This window comes from Rhizobium sp. K102, from assembly GCF_022385315.1.
Classification (GTDB): Bacteria; Pseudomonadota; Alphaproteobacteria; order Rhizobiales; family Rhizobiaceae; genus Rhizobium; species Rhizobium croatiense.
In genome coordinates this window covers 43,012-58,902 of sequence record NZ_CP092433.1, presented here as the reverse complement: position 1 = coordinate 58,902, position 15,891 = coordinate 43,012, and the positions used below count along the sequence as shown (strand labels likewise).

15 protein-coding genes and 2 pseudogenes are annotated in these 15,891 nt (G+C 62.9%); 14 read left to right on the top strand and 3 right to left on the bottom strand.

Features of this window, described 5'->3' with window-relative positions:
• The first annotated feature begins 68 nt into the window (after positions 1-68).
• A pseudogene (locus tag MHI61_RS02275) lies at positions 69-790 on the top strand (GntR family transcriptional regulator).
• A 44-nt stretch (positions 791-834) separates the two neighbouring features.
• Entirely contained in the window at positions 835-2,022 is a 1,188-nt protein-coding gene (gene uxuA / locus MHI61_RS02270) for a mannonate dehydratase (protein ID WP_239789372.1), read from the top strand.
• 196 nt (positions 2,023-2,218) lie between these two features.
• Here uxuA and MHI61_RS02265 read toward each other — a convergent pair whose 3' ends face one another.
• Positions 2,219-3,088, bottom strand: a complete 870-nt coding sequence (locus MHI61_RS02265) for an aldose 1-epimerase family protein (RefSeq protein WP_239789371.1) — start codon at positions 3,086-3,088, stop codon at positions 2,219-2,221.
• A gap of 38 nt (positions 3,089-3,126) precedes the next feature.
• A complete protein-coding gene (locus MHI61_RS02260; protein WP_239789370.1) occupies positions 3,127-3,456 on the bottom strand; it encodes a DUF6665 family protein in 330 nt (109 codons plus the stop codon).
• Positions 3,457-3,598: 142 nt separating this feature from the next.
• On the opposite strand from MHI61_RS02260, the gene MHI61_RS02255 reads away from it, so the two are divergent.
• The 4 genes from MHI61_RS02255 to MHI61_RS02240 all read left to right on the top strand — a co-directional run bounded on the left by MHI61_RS02255 (position 3,599) and on the right by MHI61_RS02240 (position 7,066).
• Positions 3,599-5,221 carry an ABC-F family ATP-binding cassette domain-containing protein gene (locus MHI61_RS02255; protein WP_239789369.1) on the top strand — a complete coding sequence of 541 codons (1,623 nt, stop codon included), beginning with the start codon at positions 3,599-3,601 and terminating at the stop codon, positions 5,219-5,221.
• Between the two features lie 140 nt (positions 5,222-5,361).
• The gene (locus tag MHI61_RS02250; RefSeq protein WP_239789368.1) at positions 5,362-5,952 is read left to right on the top strand and encodes a hypothetical protein; all 591 of its coding nucleotides are present in this window, start codon (positions 5,362-5,364) and stop codon (positions 5,950-5,952) included.
• Between the two features lie 100 nt (positions 5,953-6,052).
• Positions 6,053-6,217 (top strand): DUF1328 domain-containing protein, encoded by a 165-nt coding sequence (locus MHI61_RS02245; protein ID WP_003571841.1) that lies wholly within the window; start codon positions 6,053-6,055, stop codon positions 6,215-6,217.
• A 327-nt stretch (positions 6,218-6,544) separates the two neighbouring features.
• Entirely contained in the window at positions 6,545-7,066 is a 522-nt protein-coding gene (locus tag MHI61_RS02240; RefSeq protein ID WP_239789367.1) for a DUF992 domain-containing protein, read from the top strand.
• A gap of 144 nt (positions 7,067-7,210) precedes the next feature.
• Here MHI61_RS02240 and MHI61_RS02235 read toward each other — a convergent pair whose 3' ends face one another.
• The gene (locus MHI61_RS02235) at positions 7,211-8,140 is read right to left on the bottom strand and encodes a LysR substrate-binding domain-containing protein (RefSeq protein ID WP_239789366.1); all 930 of its coding nucleotides are present in this window, start codon (positions 8,138-8,140) and stop codon (positions 7,211-7,213) included.
• Positions 8,141-8,212: 72 nt separating this feature from the next.
• Here MHI61_RS02235 and MHI61_RS02230 point away from each other — a divergent pair, with 72 nt between their 5' ends.
• From MHI61_RS02230 to MHI61_RS02195, 8 genes and pseudogenes are all read left to right on the top strand, one after another.
• A complete protein-coding gene (locus MHI61_RS02230; RefSeq protein ID WP_239789413.1) occupies positions 8,213-9,130 on the top strand; it encodes a DMT family transporter in 918 nt (305 codons plus the stop codon).
• A 112-nt stretch (positions 9,131-9,242) separates the two neighbouring features.
• On the top strand, positions 9,243-10,016 hold the full coding sequence (locus MHI61_RS02225) for a DeoR/GlpR family DNA-binding transcription regulator (protein ID WP_064812418.1): 774 nt from the start codon (positions 9,243-9,245) through the stop codon (positions 10,014-10,016).
• Positions 10,017-10,137: 121 nt separating this feature from the next.
• Positions 10,138-11,653 (top strand): annotated as a pseudogene (gene glpD, locus MHI61_RS02220) (glycerol-3-phosphate dehydrogenase).
• A gap of 41 nt (positions 11,654-11,694) precedes the next feature.
• Positions 11,695-12,789, top strand: coding sequence for an ABC transporter ATP-binding protein (locus tag MHI61_RS02215; RefSeq protein WP_239789365.1), 1,095 nt, complete (start codon positions 11,695-11,697; stop codon positions 12,787-12,789).
• 9 nt (positions 12,790-12,798) lie between these two features.
• Complete coding sequence (locus MHI61_RS02210) at positions 12,799-13,869, top strand: ABC transporter ATP-binding protein (protein WP_239789364.1); 1,071 nt, start codon at positions 12,799-12,801, stop codon at positions 13,867-13,869.
• Between the two features lie 3 nt (positions 13,870-13,872).
• Positions 13,873-14,736 (top strand): sugar ABC transporter permease, encoded by an 864-nt coding sequence (locus MHI61_RS02205; RefSeq protein WP_239789363.1) that lies wholly within the window; start codon positions 13,873-13,875, stop codon positions 14,734-14,736.
• A 13-nt stretch (positions 14,737-14,749) separates the two neighbouring features.
• The gene (locus MHI61_RS02200; RefSeq protein WP_239789362.1) at positions 14,750-15,571 is read left to right on the top strand and encodes a carbohydrate ABC transporter permease; all 822 of its coding nucleotides are present in this window, start codon (positions 14,750-14,752) and stop codon (positions 15,569-15,571) included.
• A gap of 13 nt (positions 15,572-15,584) precedes the next feature.
• The gene (locus tag MHI61_RS02195; protein ID WP_239789361.1) at positions 15,585-15,866 is read left to right on the top strand and encodes a DUF2160 domain-containing protein; all 282 of its coding nucleotides are present in this window, start codon (positions 15,585-15,587) and stop codon (positions 15,864-15,866) included.
• Positions 15,867-15,891 lie beyond the last annotated feature (25 nt).

The following is a 15,891-nucleotide window of genomic DNA, read 5'->3' as shown; positions in this document are numbered from 1 at the left end:
CAGGTGCCTTGGCAGGGTGCCGTTACTGATATACTAGTATGCAAAGGCCAATGTCCCGGTACCGTTTTATGAGGCAAGCTTCAGAAACCGACGCGGTTGTCGTCCCGACCTCGCAGGAAGTCGGCCGCAGGCTTCGCCGCGTCACCACGGCAGGCGCCATCTACGAACGCCTTTATGCCGACATCATCTCGCTCCGAATGCCGCCCGGTCTGTTTTTGCAGGAAAAGCGGATTGCCGACGAATTCGGCGTCAGCCGCACGCCGGTGCGTGAGGCGCTGCTGAGGCTCTCCGAAGGCGGACTGGTCGATATCTTCCCGCAGTCGGGCACCGTCGTGTCGCGGGTGCCGGTTTCGGCGATTCCGGAGGCGGTCATCGTGCGCAAAGCGCTCGAAGGCACGACCGCCGAGATGGCGGCTCAGACCGCCACCGTCGCCGATGTCGCCCGCCTCGATGCCATTATCGCCCGACAGCGCGCGCATGCCGCCGTCGGCAACGCCTCAAGCTTCCACGAGGAGGACGAGGCCTTTCATGAAGCGATCGCGCAGATATCAGGTTATCCCGGCATCTGGGGATTCTGAAGACGGTCAAGGTGCAGATCGACCGGGCGAGGCGGCTGGCGCTGCCGGCGCTTGGGCGTATGGGCAACGTGGTGTCCGAACATATGATTATCCGCGACGCCCTCGCCGCCCATGATGCAGCGGCTGCGCGTAGCGCCATGATCCATCACTTGAGCGCCGTCATTCCCGATGTCGACGAGCTGCGCTCGCGTTACCCCGATTATTTCTGCTGACGGCAGGATCATCACGAAACGAAAAAGCAAGGGAAGGAAGAAAGATGCGGCAGGGTTGGAGATGGTTTGGGCCGGAAGCGCCGGTGACGCTGGATGAGGTCCGTCAGACGGGCGCGACCAATATCGTCTCGTCGCTACATCAGGTGCCGATCGGCAGGGCTTGGACGGAAAGGGAAGTGCGCGAACGCCAATCGCTGATCGAGACCACGCCTGCCGACCGGTCGCCGCTCGTCTGGTCGGTCGTCGAGAGCATCCCGATTCCCGACGCCGTCAAGCGCAAGGGCGGGGCGGCAAAGGCCGAAATCGAGGCGTGGATTGCCAGCCTCGAAGCGGTCGCCGCCTGCGGCATCCCGATCGTCTGCTATAATTTCATGCCGGTCGTCGACTGGACCCGCACCGAACTCGATTTCGTGACGCCGACCGGCGCCACAGCCATGCGCTTCGATCACGAGCGCTTCGCAGCCTTCGACCTCTTCGTTCTGGAACGGCCGGATGCGGGCCAGCAATATTCGGCGGAAGACCGCGAACGGGCGCGTGTCGTCTTCGAGGCGATGTCGGAGGAGGAGGTTGCCGAGATCACCCGCATCATCACTTCGGCTCTGCCGGGCTCGACCACCGAGCCCCTGACCATTCCAGCCTTCCGGGAAAAGCTGGTCGCCTATAGCGGCATCGATGCCGCCCGGCTGCGCCGGCATCTGATCGAATTCCTGGAGGCGGTGACGCCGGCCGCCGAAGCCCGCGGCGTCAAGCTGACGCTGCATCCCGATGATCCGCCGCGTTCGCTGTTCGGTCTTCCCCGCATCGCCTCGACGGCCGATGATTATGCCGCGCTCTTCGATGCGGTCCCGTCGGCGGCGAACGGCATGTGTTACTGCACCGGCAGCCTCGGCGTGCGCGCCGACAACGACCTGCCGGCCATCGCCCGGCGCTTCGCCTCACGCATCCACTTCGCCCATCTGCGCGCCACGACGCGCGAGGGCGACGGCCGGACCTTCCATGAAAGCGCGCACCTGGAAGGCGACGTCGATATGGTCGCGGTGCTCCGGGAACTGGTGGCGGAAGAAAAACGCCGGGGTGCCGAAGACACCATCGTCTTCCGCTCGGACCACGGCCACCGCATGCTCGACGATCTCGACAAGGTCGTCACCCCCGGCTATCCGGCGATCGGCCGCATGCGCGGCCTTGCCGAACTGCGCGGCATCCTGCATGCGCTGGGCGCCCCGCCGACCTGAGGGCGTCCGGGCCGGCGCCCGCGCATGTTGCCCGGAAAGTGTGCAGCGGTTGCGGGACGGCACGCACAAAACAAAGGACCGAACCGCGTCGCACGAATCGAATAGATGCGGCGCGATTTGTCGGCCTCGGCGATCGCTGCGGAAACAACCGTGCCGCAGAAGGTTCATTCGCGCGCCCTGGTGGGCGCACCACTTTCTATTGCAAAATCTCGACCGTAAAGGCGAAACGCGCCGTCGCCCCCGGCGACAGTAGGGTGGTGTAGGGTCGTTGCGACAGCTCGGCCGAACCTCCGGCTTCCGCAGCCGTTCCTTGCCACGGTTCGACGCAGAGGAAGGGCGCGCCTGGTTTGGTCCACAGGGCAAGGTTGGGCAGGTTTTCGAATTGGAACCGCAGGCTCGGACCGCCTTCGGCGCCGTAACGCAGCCCATCGCCCGCACCCTTCGGGAAAATCATCGCGTCCTTCTCGAACATGGCGTGATCCAGCACCAGCCGGCCTCTATCGAATGGGGAGGGCAATGAGGCCGGATTGATAAGGCCGCCCTCCAGTCGTACGAGCGCCGGCTCGCCTTCATTGTCGAGCGTGATGGTGTGCGGGCGCCCGGCAGCGCCAGGCAGCGGCCAGACGAAGGCCGGATGGAAGCCGAGACCGAAGGGCAGCGCTCTTGTGTCGCGATTGTTTACTTCTGCCGTTACCGTCAACGCGCGTCCCTGCACCGCATGTTGCACGGCCAGCAGGAAATCGAACGGATAGACCGCCTGCGTGGCTGCCGAGGCAGGAAGTTCGTGCCGGCACATGGTCGGCGTAGACGCGGCGAGGCTAAACTCGCTCCGCCGGGCAAAGCCATGCTGGGCCATCGGGTAAACCGTACCGCCAATCGCCAGCTTGTCATCAGCCGCCTTGCCGACGATCGGAAACAGGATCGGCGACCGTCCGGCCCAGTAGGCTGCGTCGCCCGTCCACAGCCAGGAGCGTCCATCGTTGCTGGTGAGGGCCCGCATCTCGGCGCCGAGGGAGGAGACGTCGACGGCAAGATGCTGATTGCCGATCCGTATTGAGCTTGGCATCGAAATTTCCCTTCGCCCTGATGGGCACGGCCTTCCCGTCATTTTCGTATGGCGCCCAGTCTGCCGAGCACCTCGTTTGGGATGCCGTAACGCTGGATGGCGTCGCGATTGTTTCGCAACCCGCAGCTCTCGCGCTGGACGAAAAATGCCCAGACGGCATCGGAGGCTTCGTTGAGCAGCTTCTCGCGTTCCTCCGCGCTCTGGCGCTCGACGGCCCAGGCTTTTAACGCGGCGAGCGCCGCCTCCACCTTCAGCCCATGACGCCCGAGCGAATTGGCGCGTTCCGACATCAGCCCATATTCGAGGACGTTGAAGCCATTGGCGTCCTGCTGCGACTGCCTGAAAGACTGCGGTAGGCGAACGCTCATTGGCTGGAAATCCTTAAATCAGCGTAGGCGGCGATATTATCCAATCGGAAGCCGGAGATCGAGAGGGTGGAAACGGGCCTATCCTGTCGTTTCCATGCGTGGCATAAGGGCGCCGAAACTTCCCCGGACACCCGCGCACACCATGATTCGTATTGAGAATATCAGCAAACAGCTCAGCCACAGGATCCTTTTCATCGAGGCCTCGGCTGCCCTCAACAGAGGCGAGAAGATCGGTCTGGTCGGCCCGAACGGCGCCGGCAAGACGACGATCTTCCGGATGATCAATGGCGAAGAACAGCCCGATGAGGGGCAGGTCTCCTGCGAGAAGGGTGTGACGATCGGCTACTTCAACCAGGATGTCGGCGAGATGGCGGGCCACAGCGCCGTCGCCGAGGTGATGAACGGTGCCGGCCCGGTCAGCATCGTTGCCGGCGAACTGCGCGAGCTCGAGGCCGCCATGGCCGACCCGGAAAGGGCCGGCGACATGGAAGAGATCATCGAGCGTTACGGCGAGGTGCAGGCGCGTTACGAGGAATTGGACGGCTATGCACTCGAGGGCCGCGCCCGCGAGGTGCTTGCGGGTTTGAGCTTCGGCCAGGAGATGATGGACGGCGATGTCGGCGCGCTGTCGGGCGGCTGGAAGATGCGCGTGGCGCTTGCCCGTATCCTGCTGATGCGGCCCGACGTCATGCTGCTCGACGAGCCGAGCAACCATCTCGATCTCGAAAGCCTGATCTGGCTCGAAGAATTCCTGAAGGGCTATGAAGGGGCTCTCCTGATGACCTCGCACGACCGCGAGTTCATGAACCGGATCGTCAACAAGATCATCGAGATCGACGGCGGCGGCCTGACTGCCTATTCCGGCGACTATGAATTCTACGAGCAGCAGCGGGCGCAGAACGAGAAGCAGCAGCAGGCCCAGTTCGAGCGCCAGCAGGCGATGCTCGCCAAGGAGATCAAATTCATCGAGCGGTTCAAGGCGCGGGCATCGCATGCCTCGCAGGTGCAGAGCCGGGTGAAGAAGCTGGAGAAGATCGACCGGGTGGAGCCACCCAAGCGCCGCCAGTCGGTCGCTTTCGAGTTCCAGGCCGCGCCGCGCTCCGGCGAGGACGTGGTCAACCTGAAGAATGTCCATAAGAAGTACGGCAGCCGAAGCATCTATGAGGGTCTCGACTTCATGGTGCGGCGGCGGGAGCGCTGGTGCATCATGGGCATCAACGGCGCCGGTAAATCGACGCTGCTGAAGCTGGTGACCGGCACCACCACACCGGATGAAGGCAGCGTCGCTCTCGGCGCCAGCGTCAAGATGGGTTACTTCGCCCAGCACGCGATGGATATCCTCGATGGCGAGCGCACCGTCTTCCAGTCGCTGGAAGATCGGTTTCCTCAGGCAGGGCAGGGGCCATTGCGGGCGCTTGCCGGATGTTTCGGCTTTTCCGGCGACGATGTCGAGAAACGGTGCCGGGTGCTCTCCGGCGGCGAGAAGGCCCGGCTGGTCATGGCGATGATGCTGTTCGATCCGCCGAACCTGCTCGTGCTCGACGAGCCGACCAACCATCTCGATCTCGACACCAAGGAGATGCTGATCAAGGCGCTCTCGCAATATGAGGGCACCATGCTCTTCGTCTCCCACGACCGACACTTCTTGGCTGCGCTCTCCAACCGCGTGCTGGAGCTGACGCCGGAGGGCGTCCACCAATATGGCGGCGGTTATACGGAATATGTGGCGCGCACCGGTCACGAGGCGCCTGGCCTGCGGGGCTGACGGCTATTTTTCGGGGTGCGCCGCACGGCAGCCTTCGTCGATCCGTCGGGCCATGGCTGGGACATTGCGCAGGAGCTGCAACAGGCGGTTTCCTGTGAGCGAAGCATAGCTTCGGCCGATATTGCCGGCGCTCTGCCACGATGATGACCCATTTCCGTGGTGTTCGGAGCCCTCTTCATTCAATCGGGGACGGGCGGGTCTGCATGGACTGGATCAATCGCTATATCGATCAGCCGCTACTGCACGGTGCGGCGGGCTTGCTGCGGAGTTGGCACATCCGCACGCGGCAGCCGCCGGAACTGTTGGAGCCGACGTGGAATCTCGTCGTGCTCTCTTTTCTCCTTGTCGCGAGCGGGCAGGTGATGGCCGGCCTGCCTTTCGCGCTCAGCGTCGCCGCGCTGGTCATGCTGGCCCTGCCGTCGGCCAGAAAGCTGTTTTCGGCGGTAAAGGCGGGAGGGAGCGCCTATGGCGCCCGGGAGTACAAGTCGCTGAGGGCGCGCGCCGTGGCCAAGCGTGAGGCGGAGTGGTCGGTGCGGATCATTGTTCTGTTCTCATCGGCCTGCCTTCCGTTCATCGCTCGCATCGACGATCCGGTAGGCGCCTGTTTCATGCTGGGGGCAAGCGTCTGGTTCGTGCTGACCGGGCCGCTCAAGACCTATCTGGACGCGGCCGAACCTCCCGAGCCGACCGAAGGCGACCGGACGTACAGCGGCGTCTTTCATTTCGGCTGAACGAAAGCCAATGCGATGCTCCCCCTGCCGGCCATGATCGGCAGGGAACCAAACCCGGCGGTCTCCGTTATGTTCAGCAGCAACGTAAAAGGAGATTGCGATGCTTTACTACGCTCTGGTGTTTCTCGTTGTGGCCCTGATTGCCGGCGTCCTCGGATTTGGCGGCATCGCAGGGGCTTCAGCTTCCATTGCCCAGGTTCTGTTCTTCATTTTCCTGGTGTTGTTCGTCGTCTCACTCGTCATGCGCTTCATGCGCAGAGTATAGCGAGGAGAAATGAAGTATAAAGCCCGGTGACTTCAATCGCCGGGTTTTCCTTTTCTTGGTGGTGCCCCCGCGCCGGCGAGAACCCGCTTTGAGCGAATGTGTTATTCGTGCAACCATTCCTGACAAGATCGTGAAATGGCGCATGCGGCCCGCATGGTGCCTTCGAAATGTCCCAATGGGGCTAAACCGTAAGCGTGTCGCTTGCGCCTCCCACGCGCTTTGACTGCGACGCGAAAACGGCACCGTTTGGGATTGCTTTGCGATCCCCTCCAATATCCGGTGCCGGCCAGCCGGGTGTTCCCGTCACGATTTGAGAAGGAGAGACTTATGAATAAAACTCTTGCGACGGCGGTTGCCGCGGTATCGTTGACGTTTGTCGGCGCGGGGGCGGTCGATGCCGCCGACCCCGTCACCAGAACATATGAAGAGCCGGACCTGCGCAATGGCGTGAAGATCGGTTATCTCACTTGCGATATCGGCGGCGGCACGGGTTATGTGCTTGGTTCCTCCAAGGAAGCAGACTGTGTCTTCCAGTCGATCGTCGGCAATGAGCTTCTGGATCACTATACCGGCGAAATGCGAAAGCTTGGCATCGACCTCGGCTTCACCACGCGCAGCCGGCTGATCTGGGCGGTGTTTGCGCCGACAGCCGGCTATCACCGCGGGTCGCTCGCCGGCCTGTATGTCGGCGCGAGCGCGGAGGCGACGGTTGGTGCCGGTGTCGGCGCCAACCTCCTGGTCGGCGGCACCTCCGGTTCAATCCATCTGCAGACGGTAAGCCTGACCGGCCAACTCGGCCTGAACGTTGCGGCCGGCAGCGCATCGATGACACTCACTCCGGCGGATTGATCGGTTGTTGACGCGCCCCTGCCGCGACGCGGCCGGGGCGTCAAGCTGCTTGCGCCTGTTTGCGGGCTATAATGGACGATTATCCGAAAGTCTGGGACGGATTTGACATGCCGCCGACGTGCAGGCCGGCTGCGGCGGCGCGTCCTACGTCTTTGCCCTGCCGGGTGCGATAAAGGCGCTGATTGTCGCCTCGTCATGACCGGCTTCGCGCAGGAAGCGGATGGCAAATTCGACGGCGGGGCTTCGCAGTGCATCGTCCGGCCGAATCAGGTGAAAGGCGACGTGATAGTCGAGCGTACGGTCCGACACCGCCACGACCCGCCCGGCGGCGAGTGCCGCATCCGATAGGGGAGGGCGGGCGAGCGCGATGCCGAGTCCTTGCGCGCAGGCATCGATCACCAGATTGTAATCCTCGAAGCGCCGATCCTGGCCGCGCGGCGTATAATCGATACCTTCGCGAGAGAGCCAGCGGCGCCAGCCTTCAATATTGGAGTCGTGAAGGATCGGCAGCTCGAGCAGGGAGGGCGCATCGGAGCGCCGCTCGAGCCGGTTTGCCAACGCCGGGGCGGCGATCGGAAAGGATTTCTCCTGCCAGAGCGGCAGGGCGCGCACCCCCGCCCAGGGACCTTTGCCGCAACGGATGGCAAGATCCGTGCCTTCGCCGAAATCCGCCAACCGGTGCTCGAGCGTCAGCTCGACATGCAGCTCGTTTCCTTCGAGCTTCGCCAGGCGCTCGAACAGCCACAATGATGCCACCGACGGCGTCACCGAAAGGCGCACCACCGCCTTGTTCGGCCGGGGCAGCCAGCGCTCGCCGCTATTGCCGAGCAAAGAAAGCGCTTCCTCGGCGCGCGCGAAAAACCGCATGCCCTCCGGCGTCAGGCGCACACCGCGGGCCTCGCGCGCAAACAGGCGCACGCCCATCCAGCGTTCGAGCCGCGAGACCTGCCGCGACACGGCGCCATGGGTGATGCCGCTTTCCTCGGCCGCAGCGGAAAACGATCCGAGCCGGGCGGCACGGGCAAAGGTTTCGAGTGTATCAAGTGGCGGAAGCACGGGCGAGCTGTGAACCATGAGCACATTTGATCATCGATTGCGATGCTTTTCAAGCACGCGTCAGCGGCTTAATTCTTGATCAAAGCACCAATGGAGGCGACAATGAGCATGGCGGCAAGCGCACCGGTTTCGGCGAAGGAGCAGGGCAGGTTTGATCTGGTGGCCTTTGCAGCGATCGTCGTCACGATTCTCTCCTGGGCCTCCTCCTTCGTGGTGATCCGCATCTGCCTCGGACCGCTGACGCCGATCGAACTGGCGACGGCGCGATATGTGGCGGCTGGCGCCCTCGCCCTCATCTATCTCGCCATCTACCGGCCGATGCCCGAAAAACGTGATTTCTTGCGCCTCTCCGTTGCCGCCGTGCTCTTCATCGCCGCCTATGCGGTTCTGCTGAACACCGGCGAGCAGACGGTTGCGGCGGGACCGGCAAGCTTCATCATCAATACCATGCCGGTCTTTACCGCCCTCATCGCCACCTTCGCGCTCGGCGAGCGCTTCGGCCGCTGGGGTTGGGCGGGCACCGCAGTTTCCTTCGGCGGCGTAGCGCTGATCGCGGTCGCCTCCGATGACGGCTTCAAGCTGGATCCGAACGCTGTGCTGATCCTCGGCGCGGCGCTCTGCTCGGCGATCGCCAGCGTGCTGCAGAAACCACTGCTCGGCCGGCTGCCGGCGCTTGCCGTCACCGCCTGGATCCTGCTGATTGGCTCCGTACCGCTGTTTCCGGCCGTCCCGGCGACGGTCCGCGCGCTGGCCGCCGCACCGGCGGAGGTCAACTGGGGTGTTGCCTATCTCGTCATCTTCCCGACGGCGATCGGCTATCTTACCTGGGCAATCGCATTGAAGCGGCTGACGGCAGGTCGCGCCTCGAATTTCCTCTACGGCGTGCCGCCGGTCGCAACGCTGATCGGTTTTGTCTGGCTCGGCGAGACGCCGACGGCACTCGGGGCGATCGGCGGCGCCATGGCGATCGTCGGCGTGCTGGTGGTCAACCTCATGCGGAAACGGTGACGGCGCCGCGACGCTAGCACCAAATCCGGCGGCGAAAGCTCGCCGCCGATAAATAGGCATTGCGCCGCCGTTCGCTTTCTTTAAAAACGAAAGCAGATCGAAAGGGGCGCCGATGTTCTTGACCGACCGACAGACTGAAATCGTGGCGATCGCGAAATCGAGCGGCAGGGTCCTGGTCGAAGAGCTTGCCTCCCGCTTTTCGGTGACGCCGCAAACCATCCGCAAGGACCTGAACGATCTCTGCGATGCCCAGGTGCTGACCCGCATCCATGGCGGCGCGACATTTCCGAGCGGAACCGAAAACGTCAAATACGAGGCGCGCCGCCAGATCGCCGCCTCGGAAAAACAGGCGATCGGCATTGCGGCGGTCGAACTGATCCCGAGCGGCGCCTCGTTGTTCATCAATATCGGCACGACGACCGAGGCGGTGGGTGAGGCGCTCGCCAATCATCACGAGCTGATGGTCATTACCAATAATATCAACGTTGCCAACAGGTTGCGTCTCTTTCCCGCAATCGAAGTGGTGATCGCGGGCGGGGTTGTGCGGGGTTCGGACGGTGGCATCGTCGGCGAAGCAGCGGTCGATTTCATCCGCCAGTTCAAGGTCGATTATGCCGTCATCGGCGCGTCGGCGATCGATGTCGACGGCGCGCTTCTCGACTATGACTTTCGCGAGGTGAAGGTCGCCCAGGCGATCATCGCCAATGCCCGCCACGTCATTCTCGTTGCCGATTCGACAAAGTTCGAACGCACTGCGCCGGTTCGAATCGGCCAGTTGACCCAGGTTCATACCTTCATCACCGACCACTGTCCGGTGCCGTCGATCCGAAATCTCTGTCTGGAAAATAATGTGAAGCTGATCGAAACGAGCAGCAGATCACGTTAGGCCGACCGCCCCACGCAAACATTCGTTTGACATTCGTATTTCTTTCGTTTTAACTGATGTCACTTTCGCAATCGAGCAAGTTTTGTGCGATGCGAAATCAGCAGCAGGCTCGGAGGGGCAATTGGGCCGGGAGATATACGACATTTTCGTCATTGGCGGCGGCATCAACGGCTGCGGCATCGCGCGCGATGCCGTCGGGCGCGGCTATTCCGTGGCGCTGGCGGAAATGAACGATTTCGCCTCCGGCACCTCATCGGGCGCCACCAAGCTGATCCATGGCGGTCTGCGCTATCTCGAGCATTACGAATTCCGCCTGGTGCGTGAAATCGCTGATGGAGCGCGAGATCCTCTGGGCGATGGCGCCGCATATCATCTGGCCGCTGCGCTTCGTATTGCCTTATCATAAGGGCGGTATCCGTCCCGCCTGGCTGATCCGGCTCGGGCTGTTCCTCTACGACCATCTTGGCGGCCGCAAGCTGCTGCCGGCGACGTCGGTGCTCGACATGCGCAAGGATCCGGCCGGCAAGCCGCTCAAGGCGCTGTTTACCAAGGCTTTCGAATATTCCGACGGATGGGTCGACGATGCCCGCATGGTGGTGCTGAACGCCCGCGACGCCGCCGACAAGGGTGCGACCATCCTGCCGCGAACCAAAGTGGCCTCGGCAAGGCGTGAGAACGGCCTGTGGCATATCGAGACGACCGATACCGTCACCGGCAGCAGCGACAGCCATCAAGCCCGAATGCTGGTCAATGCCGCCGGCCCATGGGTCGATCACGTCATCCGTTCCGCGTTCGGCCAGAACGAAGCCCACAATGTCCGCCTCGTCCAGGGCAGCCATATCGTCATCAGGAAGAAGTTCGACGATCCCCGCGCCTATTTCTTCCAGAACCCCGACAACCGCATCATCTTCGCCATTCCCTATGAGAGCGACTACACCCTGATCGGCACCACCGACCGCGACTTCACCGCCGATCCCAAGGATATCAGGATCTCCGAGGAGGAGACGGTCTATCTCTGCAATGCGGCGTCGGAATATTTCAAGGAGCCGGTGCGGCCGGAGGATATCGTCTGGACCTATTCGGCGGTCCGCCCGCTTTACGACGACGGCGCCTCGAAGGCGCAGGAGGCGACGCGTGACTATGTGCTGAAGCTGGAAGGCGAGGGGGAAACGGCGCCACTGCTCAATGTTTTCGGCGGCAAGCTCACCACCTATCGCCGGCTGTCCGAGCATGCATTGGAGAAGATTGGTGCTGCGATCGGCGTCAAGGGTGCTCCGTGGACGGCCAAGAGCCATCTGCCCGGCGGCGACTTCGCGGTCCGGGGCTATGAGGGGCAGGTCGCCGCGCTGAAGCGGCGCTATCCGTTCCTCGCCGATCGGCACGCGCGCCGGCTGATGCGCCGCTACGGCACCAGGGCCGAGACGCTGCTCGGCAATGCCCGCGGCATCGACGATCTTGGCCGGTTGTTCGGCGGCGATCTCTACGAGGCCGAGGTCGCCTATCTCGTCGAACATGAATGGGCCCGGCACGCCGAAGACGTGCTGTGGAGGAGAACAAAGGATGGTCTGCGCCTCTCGAAGGAGCAGGCTCAGTCACTGGAGGAGTACATGGCTGCGATGCCGGCGATGGCCGGATAGGCGGCGTGTGATCCCCGCTGCGTGGAGGCACGGGAAAAGGAATGCTGGAACTGCGAAACGCCGCCAAGATGGTGGGCGCGGACTATCACATCTATCCGACCGAGCTGGTCCTCGAGCGCGGCACGCTGAACGTCCTGCTCGGGCCGACGCTGTCGGGCAAGACCTCGCTGATGCGGCTGATGGCCGGGCTCGACCGTCCGACCGCCGGCTCCGTCCATTTCGACGGCGCCGACGTCACCGGCATGCCGGTGCAGAAGCGCAATGTCGCCATGGTCTACCAGCAGTTCATCAACTATCCGGCATTGACCGTTTATGAAAACATCGCCTCGCCGATGCGAATCTCGGGCAAGGACGCCGCCACGATCGACCGCGACGTGCGCAAGGCCGCCGAGCTTCTGAAGCTCACGCCCTATCTCGACCGCACGCCGCTGAACCTCTCCGGCGGCCAGCAGCAGCGCACCGCGCTTGCCCGTGCGCTCGTCAAGAATGCCAGCCTGGTGCTGATGGACGAACCGCTTGCCAACCTCGATTACAAGCTGCGCGAAGAACTGCGTGAGGAGCTGCCGAAGATATTTGCCCAGTCGGGTGCGATCTTCGTTTACGCCACCACCGAACCGTCCGAGGCGCTGCTGCTCGGTGGCAATACGGCAACCTTGAACCAAGGTCGCGTCACCCAGTTCGGGCCGACCATCGACGTCTACCGGCGCCCTGTCGATCTGGACAGCGCCGGCATCTTCGCCGATCCGCCGCTGAACACGCTCGACGTGACGAAATCGGGCGATATCTTCACGCGCCCGAGCGGGGTCACGCTTCCCGTCCCCTCGCATCTGGCCGCGGTGCCGAACGGGCCGGTGACGATCGCCTTTCACCCGCATCATCTCGGCCTTCAGGCCCAGACCGGCAATGCGGCCCGCCTGCAGGCGCGCACGCTGGTCTCCGAGATCACCGGCTCGGAGAGCTTCGTGCATCTGGAATATGACGGCGTGCGCTGGGTGATGCTGGCGCATGGCATTCACGACATCGATCCGGACATCGAGATCGAGGCCTTTCTCGACACCCGCCACCTGATGGCCTTTGGCGCCGACGGCCGCGCCATTGCTGCGGTCGGCGCTGTCGCTGCAGCCGGAAAGGCATAGGAGAGCACCATGGCACGCATCACGCTCGACCATATCCGCCACGCCTACGGCGCCAATCCGAAGACGGAAAAGGATTATTCGCTCAAGGAAGTCGATCACGAGTGGAACGACGGCGGCGCCTATGCGCTGCTCGGCCCCTCCGGCTGCGGCAAGACCACGCTGCTCAACATCATCTCCGGCCTGCTGCAGCCCTCGCATGGCCGCATTCTGTTCGACGGCAACGATGTGACGAACCTTTCGACGCAGAGCCGCAACATCGCCCAGGTCTTCCAGTTTCCCGTCATTTACGACACGATGACCGTCTACGACAATCTCGCCTTCCCGTTGCGCAATCGCGGCGTGGCCGAGGCCGATGTCGACCGGCGTGTGCGCGAAATTCTCGAGATGATCGACCTTGCCGGCTGGGCCAAGCGCAAGGCGCAGGGGCTGACCGCCGACCAGAAGCAGAAGATCTCGCTCGGCCGCGGGCTGGTGCGCAACGACGTCAACGCCATCCTGTTCGACGAGCCGCTGACCGTCATCGATCCGCATATGAAATGGGTGCTGCGCTCGCAGCTGAAACGGCTGCACAAGCAGTTCGGCTTCACCATGGTCTATGTCACCCACGACCAGACCGAGGCACTGACTTTCGCCGAGAAGGTCGTCGTCATGTATGACGGCCAGATCGTCCAGATCGGCACGCCGGCCGAGCTCTTCGAGCGGCCAAGTCACACCTTCGTCGGTTATTTCATCGGTTCGCCGGGCATGAACGTCATGCCGGCACAGATCGACGGCAGCGCCGTCAAGGTCGGAGACGAGGTGCTGACGCTGGATTATGCGCCGAATACCAATGGCGCGGTGAAGACCGAACTTGGCATTCGCCCCGAATTCATCCGCCTCGGGCGGGAGGGCATGCCGGTTACAATCAACAAGATCGAGGATATCGGCCGGCAGAAGATCGTGCGCGCCCGTTTCGCCGGCCAGCCGATCGCGATCGTCGTCTCCGAAGACGACGACATTCCCGCGGATGCCCGCGTCACCTTCGATCCGTCCGCCATCAGCATCTACGCCGACAGCTGGCGTGTCGGCAGGGAGGCCTGAGCCATGCAGAAGACTTGGAACAACAAAGCCTGGTTTCTGGTGCTGCCGGTGCTGCTGCTCGTGGCGTTTTCGGCCGTCATCCCGCTGATGACCGTCGTCAACTACTCGGTGCAGGATACGTTCGGCAACAACGAGTTCTTCTGGGCCGGCACCGACTGGTTCGTCCAGACGCTGCATTCCGACCGCTTCTGGGAAGCGCTGCAGCGCAATCTGCTGTTCTCCTTCATCATCCTGGCGCTGGAGATTCCGCTCGGCATCTTCATCGCCCTCAACATGCCGAAGTCGGGCCCCGGCGTCCCGGTCTGCCTGGTGCTGATGGCGCTGCCGCTGCTCATTCCGTGGAACGTCGTCGGCACCATCTGGCAGGTTTTCGGACGCGTCGATATCGGTCTGCTCGGTCATACGCTCGCTGCGATCGGTCTCGACTACAACTATGTCCGCGATCCGATCGACGCCTGGGTCACCGTCATCGTCATGGACGTCTGGCACTGGACGAGCCTCGTCGTGCTGCTCTGCTACGCCGGCCTCGTCTCGATCCCCGATGCCTATTATCAGGCGGCCAAGATCGACGGCGCCTCGCGCTGGTCCGTCTTCCGCTATATCCAGCTGCCGAAGATGAAGCGGGTGCTGCTGATCGCCGTGCTCCTGCGTTTCATGGACAGTTTCATGATCTATACCGAGCCCTTCGTCGTCACCGGCGGCGGCCCCGGCAACTCGACGACCTTCCTCTCCATCGACCTTGTGAAAATGGCGGTCGGCCAGTTCGATCTCGGCCCAGCAGCGGCAATGTCGATCATCTATTTCCTCATCATCCTGCTGCTCTCCTGGGTATTCTATACCGTGATGACCAGCAGCGACGCGAGCTAAGGGGAGGGCAATCATGACCAATAAATTCAAACCTGCAGGCAGCCTCTCCTGGCTCGTCCCGACGATCTACATCATCTTCCTGATTCTGCCGATCTACTGGCTCGTCAATATGAGCTTCAAAGAGAACGCCGAGATCACCGGCGCCTTCTCGCTCTGGCCGACGAACCCGACACTGCGAAACTACACGGTCATCTTCACCGATCCGTCCTGGTATAACGGCTACCTCAACTCGATCATCTACGTGGTGATGAACACGGTAATCTCGGTGGCTGCGGCGCTGCCGGCGGCTTACGCCTTCTCGCGCTACCGCTTCCTCGGCGACAAGCATCTGTTCTTCTGGCTGCTGACCAACCGCATGGCGCCGCCGGCGGTGTTCGCGCTGCCGTTCTTCCAGCTCTATTCGGCCTTCGGCCTGATCGATACGCATATCGCCGTGGCGCTTGCCCACTGCCTGTTCAACGTGCCGCTCGCCGTCTGGATCCTCGAAGGTTTCATGTCCGGCGTGCCGAAGGAGATCGACGAGACCGCCTATATCGACGGTTATTCCTTCCCGCGCTTCTTCATCAGGATCTTCATTCCGCTGATCGCAAGCGGCGTCGGCGTGGCGGCATTCTTCTGCTTCATGTTTTCCTGGGTCGAACTGCTGCTTGCCCGCACGCTGACGACGACGGCGGCAAAGCCGATTTCGGCGATCATGACGCGAACGGTTTCGGCCTCCGGCATGGACTGGGGCGTGCTGGCGGCGGCCGGCGTGCTCACCATCATTCCGGGCGCGCTCGTCATCTATTTCGTCCGCAACTACATCGCCAAGGGCTTCGCGCTCGGGCGCGTTTGAGGAGGAGACGGTCATGAATTTTTCCTGGATGGCCTGGACGCTGCCGACGGTGCTGTTCTTCCTGACGATCCTGGCGCTTCTGATCGCCATGAGCGTCTGGGAATATTTTTCGCCGGGCGGCTCGCCGCGCACGGGCGTGCTGCGCTTCGAGACGACGCGCGGCGACCGGCTCTTCGTTTCGCTGCTGGGCAGCGCTTTCATTCATCTTGCATGGCTTGGGCTCGCTGGGCCCAACCTGTGGTGGGCTCTTGCCATCTCCGTGGTCTACGCCATCGGCGTGTTCCGCTACGTGTGACGGCAAAGTGAAGACAGATGGCCGG